Source organism: Rhizobium cerradonense, assembly GCF_030182455.1.
GTDB lineage: Bacteria > Pseudomonadota > Alphaproteobacteria > Rhizobiales > Rhizobiaceae > Rhizobium.
In genome coordinates this window covers 180,200-189,593 of the sequence record NZ_JAQJCK010000012.1, presented here as the reverse complement: position 1 = coordinate 189,593, position 9,394 = coordinate 180,200, and the positions used below count along the sequence as shown (strand labels likewise).

The 9,394-nt window shown below is 59.5% G+C and carries 9 protein-coding genes; 5 read left to right on the top strand and 4 right to left on the bottom strand.

Annotated elements, in window-relative coordinates:
- Positions 1-484: 484 nt before the first annotated feature.
- On the bottom strand, positions 485-1,591 hold the full coding sequence (locus PH547_RS24075) for a TRAP transporter substrate-binding protein (RefSeq protein ID WP_104824298.1): 1,107 nt from the start codon (positions 1,589-1,591) through the stop codon (positions 485-487).
- Between the two features lie 286 nt (positions 1,592-1,877).
- Here PH547_RS24075 and PH547_RS24070 point away from each other — a divergent pair, with 286 nt between their 5' ends.
- Positions 1,878-2,666 (top strand): gamma-glutamyl-gamma-aminobutyrate hydrolase family protein, encoded by a 789-nt coding sequence (locus tag PH547_RS24070; protein ID WP_104824299.1) that lies wholly within the window; start codon positions 1,878-1,880, stop codon positions 2,664-2,666.
- Here the strand turns inward: PH547_RS24070 and PH547_RS24065 are convergent, their stop codons facing one another.
- From PH547_RS24065 to PH547_RS24055, 3 genes are all read right to left on the bottom strand, one after another.
- A complete protein-coding gene (locus PH547_RS24065) occupies positions 2,667-3,635 on the bottom strand; it encodes a 2-hydroxyacid dehydrogenase (RefSeq protein WP_104824300.1) in 969 nt (322 codons plus the stop codon). It lies immediately after the preceding gene.
- Positions 3,636-3,666: 31 nt separating this feature from the next.
- The gene (locus PH547_RS24060; RefSeq protein ID WP_104824301.1) at positions 3,667-4,689 is read right to left on the bottom strand and encodes a LacI family DNA-binding transcriptional regulator; all 1,023 of its coding nucleotides are present in this window, start codon (positions 4,687-4,689) and stop codon (positions 3,667-3,669) included.
- 120 nt (positions 4,690-4,809) lie between these two features.
- On the bottom strand, positions 4,810-5,322 hold the full coding sequence (locus tag PH547_RS24055; RefSeq protein ID WP_104824302.1) for a MarR family winged helix-turn-helix transcriptional regulator: 513 nt from the start codon (positions 5,320-5,322) through the stop codon (positions 4,810-4,812).
- A gap of 86 nt (positions 5,323-5,408) precedes the next feature.
- On the opposite strand from PH547_RS24055, the gene PH547_RS24050 reads away from it, so the two are divergent.
- From PH547_RS24050 to cysE, 4 genes are all read left to right on the top strand, one after another.
- Entirely contained in the window at positions 5,409-6,200 is a 792-nt protein-coding gene (locus PH547_RS24050; RefSeq protein ID WP_104824303.1) for a creatininase family protein, read from the top strand.
- 188 nt (positions 6,201-6,388) lie between these two features.
- Positions 6,389-7,495 (top strand): CobW family GTP-binding protein, encoded by a 1,107-nt coding sequence (locus tag PH547_RS24045; protein ID WP_285169606.1) that lies wholly within the window; start codon positions 6,389-6,391, stop codon positions 7,493-7,495.
- Positions 7,495-8,484 (top strand): WD40 repeat domain-containing protein, encoded by a 990-nt coding sequence (locus PH547_RS24040; protein ID WP_285169605.1) that lies wholly within the window; start codon positions 7,495-7,497, stop codon positions 8,482-8,484. The genes PH547_RS24045 and PH547_RS24040 overlap by 1 nt, the downstream gene beginning before the upstream one ends.
- Before the next feature lie 16 nt (positions 8,485-8,500).
- Complete coding sequence (gene cysE / locus PH547_RS24035) at positions 8,501-9,316, top strand: serine O-acetyltransferase (RefSeq protein ID WP_285169604.1); 816 nt, start codon at positions 8,501-8,503, stop codon at positions 9,314-9,316.
- Positions 9,317-9,394: the final 78 nt, after the last annotated feature.

Sequence of the window (9,394 nt, the reverse complement as noted above, 5' to 3'; positions counted from 1 at the left end):
AAGAGACACGCTTCGAACGCGGTTACCTGGTAGCGACGGCATAATTGGGTCGGAACATGCTATCGCACACGTAGCCCAATGAGGTTTGCAGGAAGGATCGTGAAGATGGCCTGACAGTCGATCGGCGTTTGGAAAGCCCGGTTTAAAAAATGGCACATGATGCCGAGAAACTTATGGGGCTCTAGACGCGCGGATGTCCATCTTGGCCATGGGGGCGACCCATGAGACCGTATACGTTGACGCAGACTGATCAGAACACCGTAAAATCTTCTTGCAGACGGGCGGGCCATACGTTTTTAAAATTTGATTGCCCAAATAGGGGGTATCTGGACGGATTTTCTAATCATCTCGGTCACTTACACTAATTTTGAGTGATATTTTGCATCGTATTCGTGCAATCAGTTAAAACTGATTCTACTCAGGCTATACTTATTAAATCATCAATTACTAAAACATAAACTAATGAAAATAGAGGGGCGATCGCTCAGAGTTTACCTGCCCGCTGCTGGATCATCATGAAAGTATCGAAGGTGTATTCGGAAAGTTGCATCCAGAGATAGGAGTCCTTCTTGTAAGCAACTTGATCGTCGTAGATCCGCTTGAAATAATTGTTGGATTTCGAGAGATCGGCATAAATTACGGTAGCCGCTTGGAAACAGGCCTCGAGAATTTCCTGGCTGAACGGGCGCAGCGTTACGCCCTGGTGCACGATCTCCTTCAGCGCCTGCGGATTTTTCAGATCATATTTCGCCAGCATATTGGTGTTGGCGAAAGCGCAGGCGTCCGCGAGGATCGTCTGATAGGTCTTCGGCAGCGCGTTCCATTTTTCCAAATTGAAGAAGGCGTGCACGACGGCACCGCCCTCCCACCATCCGGGATAGTAATAATATTTGGCGATCTTCTCGAAACCGAGTTTCAGATCGTCATAAGGGCCGACCCACTCCACGGCGTCGATCGTACCTTTGTCGAGCGCAGCGTAGACGTCATTGATGGGAATATCCTGTTGCGGCACGATGCCGATCTTTTCGATGATCTTTCCGGCGAGGCCGGCAATGCGCATCTTCAAGCCCTTGAGATCGTCCAGCGTATTGATTTCCTTGCGGAACCAGCCGCCCATCTGCGCGCCGGTATTGCCCGCCGGCAGACCGAACATGCCCTGCGTGGCATAAAACTCGTTCATCAGCTTGTTGCCATTGCCCTGGTAGAACCAGGCATTGGTAAGCCGGGCATTGAGGCCGAAAGGCAGAGCTGTGCCGATGGCATAAGTCGGGTCCTTGTTCCAGAAATAATAGGAACAGGTGTGAGCCGCATCGACGGTGCCGGCGCTCACCGCGTCGACCGCCTGCGCGCCTGGCACGATCTCACCGGCTTCAAAGGTCTGGATGACGAAATTACCGCCCGTCGCGTCCGAAACATGCGTCGCGATGTCTTCTGCACCGCCATAGATCGTATCCAGGCTCTTGGGAAAGGAGGAAGTCATCTTCCAGTTGATCTTCGGATAGTCCTGAGCCAGAGCGGGACTGGCGAGCGCCGAGGCGGCCACGCCCGCGCCAACCGCTCCGGCCCGCCTGATGAACGAACGGCGATCCATCGAAACCTCCCGTATATATGGCATTGCGGGAAACATGCTCTCCCGCTCATGGCGCAAGCGCTGGAGCTAACCACGCCATGCATTGTCTTTCAAGGTTGCTTTTGCACTGCATTATGGCGATTCCTGTACATCGTTATGACGAATAGAGACAAAGCTCGCCCGCAACCATTCCGCGTTGCCGAAGTCCCGCTCTTCGCTTAGATTTGACGGGCCTCGGCATCGACACCATATTCGTTCCGGGGTCCCAACCGATCCCCGATTGTCTCGCAATTCTCCGGAGCCTTGCATGCCCAGACCGATCATCGCCATTCCTGCCGATCTCCGCGAATTCGATGGTGTGACCTGGCATGCGGTGCAGCAGCAATATATCCGGGCAGCCGTCAATGCCGCCGGCCTGACGGCACTGATCGTCCCCGCGCTGGAAGACGGCAACGATATCGACGCCATTCTCGATCGCGTCGACGGCCTGCTCGTCTCCGGTTCCGCCAGCAACGTACATCCCTCGCTCTACGGCAAGGAAGCGCTCGAAAGCGACGGCCCCTTCGATCCGGCCCGCGACGCGACGTCGCTGCCGCTCATTCGCCGCGCCATCGATCGTGCCATCCCAATGCTCGCCATCTGTCGCGGCATTCAGGAGCTGAACGTCGCATTGGGCGGCACGCTCGCCAGCGAAATCCAGGAACAGCCGGGCATATGGGATCACCGCAAACCGCCGAATGTCGATCGCGACACGATGTATTCGATCCGCCAGAGCGTGTTCGTCAAGGAAGGCTCCTGCATCGCCCGCGTCATCGGCCCAGGCGAAGTGCGGGTCAACTCGCTGCACCGCCAGGCAATCGCCGAAACGGCGCCGCGGCTGCAAGTGGAAGCGATCGCCGAAGACGGCACGATCGAAGCCGTCTCGGTCATCGACGCCAAGGCTTTCGCCGTCGGCGTGCAGTGGCACCCGGAATATTGGGCGGAAACGGATTCGCCTTCGCGCAAGCTGTTTGCCGCCTTCGGCGATGCGGTGCGCGATTATGCGGCGAGCAAGGAGCAGCCTTTGGCAACCCCTCGCCACCAGCAGGCCGTTTGATCAAGCTTTTGATTTTACTGGTGTTTCCGGCACCGGCGTCAACGGGTTGCCGTTGCCGAACCACGCGATGATATTGTCCGCCACGAGATCGGCCATGGCGTTGCGCGTCGGCACCGAGGCAGATGCTACATGCGGCAGCAGCGAGACATTCGGCAGAGAGAGGTAAGCTGAGGGAACGTTCGGCTCGTCGTAGAAAACATCGAGGCCGGCAGCACCAAGCGTGCCGTTCCGAAGGGCGGCGATCAGCGCGTCGTCATCCACCGACCAGCCGCGTCCAACATTGATGAACACGCCCTGCGGCCCAAGTGCCGATAGTACCTCAGCATTGATCACCTTATGCGTCTCCGGCGTCTTCGGAACGATGGAAATCAACGTGTCCACCGATTGTGCCATCTCCTTCAGGGTCGGATAGTAATCGTAAGGCAACGAGTCGCGCGGCGAGCGCGTGTGATAGCCGATCTTCACCTTGAACGGCTCCAGCCGTCTGGCAATCTCCAGGCCGATGCGGCCGAGGCCGTAGATGCCGACGCGACGTCCCTTCAGGGAGAAAGGCGAGAGCGGAAAGGCTCCTTCCTTCACCCAGCGTCCCTCGCGCAGCCAGGTTTCCGCATTTGGAAATTGTCGTATCGTATTCAGCAACAGCGCGATGGCCGTATCGGCCACCTCATCGTTCAGCACATCGGGCGTGTTCGTAACCACGATGCCTTTCGAGGCCGCATGCCCGACATCGACGCCGTCATAGCCAACACCGAGATTGGCGATGACTTCGATATTGGGGAAGGCATCCATCCAGACGGCATTGAAACCGCCGGACACCGCCACGCCACGCACACGCGCCGCCGTCTCAGCATCGACCTTCGGGCTCTCGCCGGAGTCCAGCGCAATGATATCGAAGCGGCCTTTGAGCGTTTCGAGAACACGCGGGTGTATCTTCCCCGGAACGAGGACGGCAATGCGATTATCGGACATGATCTTTCCTCTTGAAGATGCGGGTTCGACGCTATTGGCGCGCCTGATAGGGAGATGTCGACTGACGGATGCGCATTTCCGGCTTGATGAGATGAATTCCATCCGGCTCATGGCTGCCGGCAAGCCTATCCAAAAGCGCGCGCGCCGCAAGCCTTCCGACCTCGGCCTGACCGTTCCACACCGTCGTCAGCGCCGGAGTCGCGATCGCCGCCTCTTCCAGATCGTCATAGCCGGTCACAGAAATATCCTTGCCCGGCACAAGGCCGGCGCGGGAAATGCCGTTCATCAAACCGATCGCCACCAGATCGTTCCAGCAGACGGCGGCCGTCGGCTTCTGCGGCAGTGACAGGAGATGTACCGCCGCCTCGAAACCGCCCTGCTTGGAACGAGCGCCGGGAATGCGCAGATTGGGATCGACCTCGATGCCCGCCTTGCGCAGAGCGTTCACATAGCCCTGGTAACGATCACGGCCGGTTGAGGTCTGGTCCGTGCCGCCGATCATCGCGATGGTGCGGTGACCGAGGCTGATCAGATGGTTCGTCGCGAGCGAAATGCCATAGCTGTCGTCACCGCGAAAGGTCGGCAGGTCCAGCCCCTCCATCGAACGGGCGACGAGGATGGCCGGCATGCCGTTTTCCTCCGCCAGATCGAAATCCTCCGGCGGCGTGCCGATTGCCGGCGACATGATGATGCCGTCGCCGCCGAGCTGCAGCAGGGTTTCGAGGAAGGTCCGCTGCTTCTCGACCGAATCATAGTGGTTGGAGAGAATGAATGTATGACGGCTGCGGTCGAGCTCGCTTTCGATCGCCTTCAGAATCTCGCCGTAGAACGGATTCATGATGTCATGCACGACGACGCCGATAATTCCGGAACGCGATGTCCTGAGGCTCGCCGCACGGCGGTTGTAGATATAGCCGAGCGTGCGCGCCTGGTCCTTGATCTTCTCGCGCGTATTCACCGCCACCAGCGGACTGTCGCGTAAGGCAAGGGATACGGTCGCCGTTGAAATACCCAGCGTTTCCGCAATGGTCGAAAGCTTTATCTTTTGCGCCATGCGCTCCCCTCCTCGTGAAACGCAGCCAAATATATGATCCCGGCGCCTCACGAATCCGGAATTTAAAAACTTTAATTAAAAGCTTAAATCGCGCCGTGCAACTTGAATCCTCAAGGGAGCTCAGAATTCCCCATCATCTTCGTCATGGTCGCCGGCCTGAAGATTGCCGTCGATCGCCTTCAACAGACGCACGAGCGAACGGACATCCTTCTCCGAAAAACCGCGAGTGGCGAGTTCGTCGCAAGCCGCGGCCGAACTTGTAATCTCGGTGACGCTGTTGCGCCCGATCTCGGTGAGATAGACCTTTGTCAACCGGGCGTCCGCGGCATCGGGCCGCCGCTCGACGAAGCCCTGCGCCTCCATGCGCCCGATCGTGCGGGTCATGGTCGGCGCCTTGACGCCGAGCTTCTGCGCCAGCGTCCCCGCCGGCAGGCCATCGCTCTCCGCCAGCGCGAGGATGACGCCATCCTGGCCCGCGTAAAGGCCACTTGCAGTCAGGTTGCGGGTCAGAACCGTGCGCATCGACCGCGCCGCCTGCGTCAATGCCGGCGACAAATCGGCAAGCGTGTAGTCGCCGTGATCCTTCTTCTTACCCGACTTACCTTTTTTTCCGTCCTTGTTCTTCTTACCCATCGTGATTCCGTTGATCTTTCCGCCGCTGCAGCATCACGGTATGACATTGCGCAGGTTATTGACATAAACAAGAGGCACATCCGCAGATGGCACAGCCTATGCCGCGTTTCGATGACAATGATAGGACGCTGACGCCAACAGAACGGGCAAATTGGATCGTCGTCCTGCCGCTTGGCGCCCATGAACAACACGGGCCCCATCTGCCTTTCGAGACCGACACCTTGATTGCGGAGGGCATCGTCGCCCGCCTGAAGACTGCCCTACCATCTGATTTGCCCGTCACTTTCCTGCCCGTCGAGCCGGTCGGCTATTCCATCGAGCATATGGATATCGCCGGTACCAAAACACTCGCCTTCGACGACGCTGTCAATCGATGGCTTGATATCGCCGAAAACATGCACCATCTCGGCATCCGCAAATTCGTCATGCTGAACGCTCACGGCGGCAACTCGCCCTTGATGACCATCGTCGCGACGGAAGCACGCGTTCGCTTCGACATGCTGGCCGTCGCGACCAGTTGGACACGCTTTGGCGTACCTGAAGGGCTGATCGCGCCGGAGAACAAGGCCATCGATATCCACGGTGGCGATATCGAAACATCGGCAATGCTGGCACTCAACCCGGAGAGGGTCGACATGACCAAGGCTGCCGATTTCCCTTCGCAGCAATCCGATTTCATCAGGCGCTTCAAGCACCTGCGAGCCTATGGCCAGCACGCCTTCGGCTGGAGGATGTCTGATCTGAGCAAAGAGGGCGTAGCCGGCAACGCCAGTGCTGCGACTGCGGAGAAGGGTGAGCGGCTGATCGGCCATGCGGTGCAGGGATTGGTGGAGCTTTTGCGGGATGTCGATGAGTTTGATGTGGAGGCGTTGAGATAGCCGATCACTTGTGGCTGCCCTCTTCTTCGTCGGAAACGATTTCTCTCAGACCGACATCGAACCCGCCACTCCAAACCTGATGTGATCTTATAACATACAAAAGCCTTTGAACTGACGCCGCCAACTCCTTATATGGAAGCCGATCATTTTCCGCTCTCCGGAGAAAACTCCGATATTTCGAGGCTCCCATGACCGAAACAGCCACGCAGAAGCCCATTCCCGTCACCGTTCTCACCGGCTACCTCGGCGCCGGCAAGACGACGCTGCTGAACCGTATCCTCTCCGAAAACCACGGCAAGAAATACGCAGTCATCGTCAATGAGTTCGGCGAGATCGGCATCGACAACGATCTGATCGTCGAATCGGACGAGGAAATCTATGAGATGAACAATGGCTGCGTTTGCTGCACGGTGCGCGGCGACCTCATCCGCGTCGTCGAAGGTCTGATGCGCCGTCCGGGCCGCTTCGACGGCATTATCGTCGAGACCACCGGCCTTGCCGATCCGGTTCCCGTCGCGCAGACCTTCTTCATGGATGACGATGTCCGCGCCAAGACCGAGCTCGACGCCGTCGTCGCCCTTGTCGATGCCAAGCACCTGCCGCTACGCCTGAAGGACAGCCGCGAGGCCGAAGACCAGATCGCCTTCGCCGACGTCGTCGTCATCAACAAGTCCGATCTCGTCTCTGCGGAAGAGCTGGCGCAGATCGAAGATATCGTCCGCGCCATCAATCCGGCCGCCCGCGTCTACAAGACCACCCGCTCCGGCGTCGATCTCGCCCGCGTTCTGAACCAGGGTGCTTTCAACCTCGAGCGCGCCTTGGAAAACGATCCGCATTTCCTCGAGCACGGCCATGAAGATCATGTCTGCGGCCCGGATTGCGATCATCACCATCATGACCATGACCATAATCATGATCATGATCACGACCATCACCACCATGATCATGATCATGATCACGACCACCATCACCATAGCCTGTCGGCCATTCATGACGTAACGGTGCAGTCGGTCTCGCTGCGTGGCGGCGAGATGAATCCGGAGCGCTTCTTCCCGTGGATCCAGAAGGTCACGCAGACCGACGGCCCGAACATTCTGCGCCTCAAGGGCATCATCGCCTTCAAGGGCGACGCCGAGCGCTACGTCGTCCAGGGCGTCCACATGATCATCGAGGGCGATCACCAGCGCCCCTGGAAGGATGGCGAAAAGCATGAGAGCCGCTTGGTCTTCATCGGCCGCGAACTCGACCGCGAAAAGCTGGAAAAGAGCTTCAAGGCCTGCGAGGCGGCCGCCTGATGCCGACTGTTGCTCCGCTTGATATCGACGGCCACGTTCTGGCCGTCGAATTTTTAGGTGACACCCCTTTCTTCGCCAGTGCCGCCGGCGCGATCCATCGGCTGGAAGGCGGCGAGAAGGTGACCGAAGCCCATCAGGGCATGCTCACCTGTGTTCGCGATCCCTACAGCGACAGCCTGATTTCCGGCGGCGAGGACGGGAAGGTTCTCCGGATTGCCGCTGACGGCGGCGTTACCGTGCTTGCCGAGGCGCCGCGCAAATGGATCACCCAGCTCGCCGCCGGCCCGCAGGGCGCGGTTGCTTATGCCTACGGGAAAAGCAGCTTCGTGCGGCTGGCAGACGGCTCGATCAAGGAATTTGCCGAGGAGCGCACCGTCGAAGGCATCGCCTTCGCGCCGAAGGGCCTGCGCATCGCGGTCGCGCGCTATAACGGCGTGTCACTGCATTGGGTCGGCATGGCCGGGCAGCCGATCAATCTCGAATGGAAGGGCGCCCATACCGGCGTCACCTTCTCGCCAGACGGTCAGTTCGTGGTCACGACCATGCAGGAAAACGCCCTGCACGGCTGGAAGATGGATACGAAGCCCGGCGCCGAGGCCAGGCACATGCGCATGACCGGCTATCCAGCCAAAGTGAAATCGCTCTCCTGGTCCAACAAGGGCAAGTGGCTTGCCTCCTCCGGCGCACCCGCGGCGATCGTCTGGCCGTTTCAGGGCAAGGACGGCCCGATGGGCAAGGCGCCGCTGGAACTCGGCACTCGCGGCAACATCATGGCGACCTCGGTCAAGTTTCATCCGACGGAGGACATCCTGGCGATCGGCTTCATCGACGGCATGATCCTGGCGGTGCGCATTGGCGACTCCAAGGAAGCGCTCTTGCGCCGTCCAGGCAAAGGTGCGATCACCTCGATGAGCTGGAGCAAATCCGGCAAGCTGCTCGCCTTTGCCTCCGAAACCGGCGATTGCGGCGTGGTTGACGTTTCCGCTTGATCAGAAAGATATGGTTATGTCCCAGACAGGAACGGCAATCGCCGGACATTCCCCTGCCTTAGCCGGCAGCGTCTGGGACGTAATCCGCCATGAAGCGGCCGACCTCGCCGGCCGCGAGCCGACCTTGCGCCCGCTGCTCGCAGCGCAGATCATCGCGACGCAGTCGGATGCCGAAAGCCTCGCCAATGTCCTGGTCGCCCGGCTTTCCGTCGCCGGCATCGAAACCGACGCTCTTTTCGCCCTGTTCCATGATGTGCTGACGCGGCATGCCGCAATCCTCCAGGCGACGGAGGCCGATCTCGTCGCGGTCCGCACCCGCGATCCCGCCTGCACGACCTATCTGCATGCGCTCCTGAATCTCAAAGGCTTCCACGCCCTGCAGACCCACCGCATCGCCCACGCGCTCTGGACGGAGGGCCGACCGGAAATCGCCAGTTGGCTTTCCAACCTGGCCTCGCTCGTCTTCGGCCCGGATATTCATCCGGCGGCGAGGATCGGCTCGTCCATCATGCTCGATCACGGCTCCGGCATTGTCATCGGCGAGACTGCCGTTATCGAGGATGAAGTCTCGATCCTGCAGAACGTCACGCTCGGCGGCACCGGCAAGGAAACCGGCGACCGGCATCCGAAAATCCGCCATGGCGTGATGATCGGCGCCGGCGCAAAGATCCTCGGCAACATCGAAGTCGGCGCCTTCAGCAAGGTCGCGGCCGGTAGCGTCGTGGTAAAGCCGGTCCCGGCCCACTGCACCGTCGCCGGCGTTCCCGCGACCGTCGTTCGCATCCATCGCGCCGATGAGATACCGGCCGAGACGATGGATCAGAATATCTAGCTTTAGTCCCTGAACGTCAGTGGCCGCCTCGTCCTTCGAGGCTGCGCCCGACGGGCTACGCGCCTCAGGATGAGGCGG

Coding starts and splice junctions, on each gene's coding strand:
- PH547_RS24075 (WP_104824298.1), bottom strand. CDS start 1,591: ATGGATCGCCGTTCGTTCATCAGGCGGGCCGGAGCGGTTGGCGCGGGC.
- PH547_RS24060 (WP_104824301.1), bottom strand. CDS start 4,689: ATGGCGCAAAAGATAAAGCTTTCGACCATTGCGGAAACGCTGGGTATT.
- PH547_RS24040 (WP_285169605.1), top strand. CDS start 7,495: ATGCCGACTGTTGCTCCGCTTGATATCGACGGCCACGTTCTGGCCGTC.
- PH547_RS24065 (WP_104824300.1), bottom strand. CDS start 3,635: ATGTCCGATAATCGCATTGCCGTCCTCGTTCCGGGGAAGATACACCCG.
- PH547_RS24050 (WP_104824303.1), top strand. CDS start 5,409: ATGGCACAGCCTATGCCGCGTTTCGATGACAATGATAGGACGCTGACG.
- PH547_RS24070 (WP_104824299.1), top strand. CDS start 1,878: ATGCCCAGACCGATCATCGCCATTCCTGCCGATCTCCGCGAATTCGAT.
- PH547_RS24045 (WP_285169606.1), top strand. CDS start 6,389: ATGACCGAAACAGCCACGCAGAAGCCCATTCCCGTCACCGTTCTCACC.
- cysE (WP_285169604.1), top strand. CDS start 8,501: ATGTCCCAGACAGGAACGGCAATCGCCGGACATTCCCCTGCCTTAGCC.
- PH547_RS24055 (WP_104824302.1), bottom strand. CDS start 5,322: ATGGGTAAGAAGAACAAGGACGGAAAAAAAGGTAAGTCGGGTAAGAAG.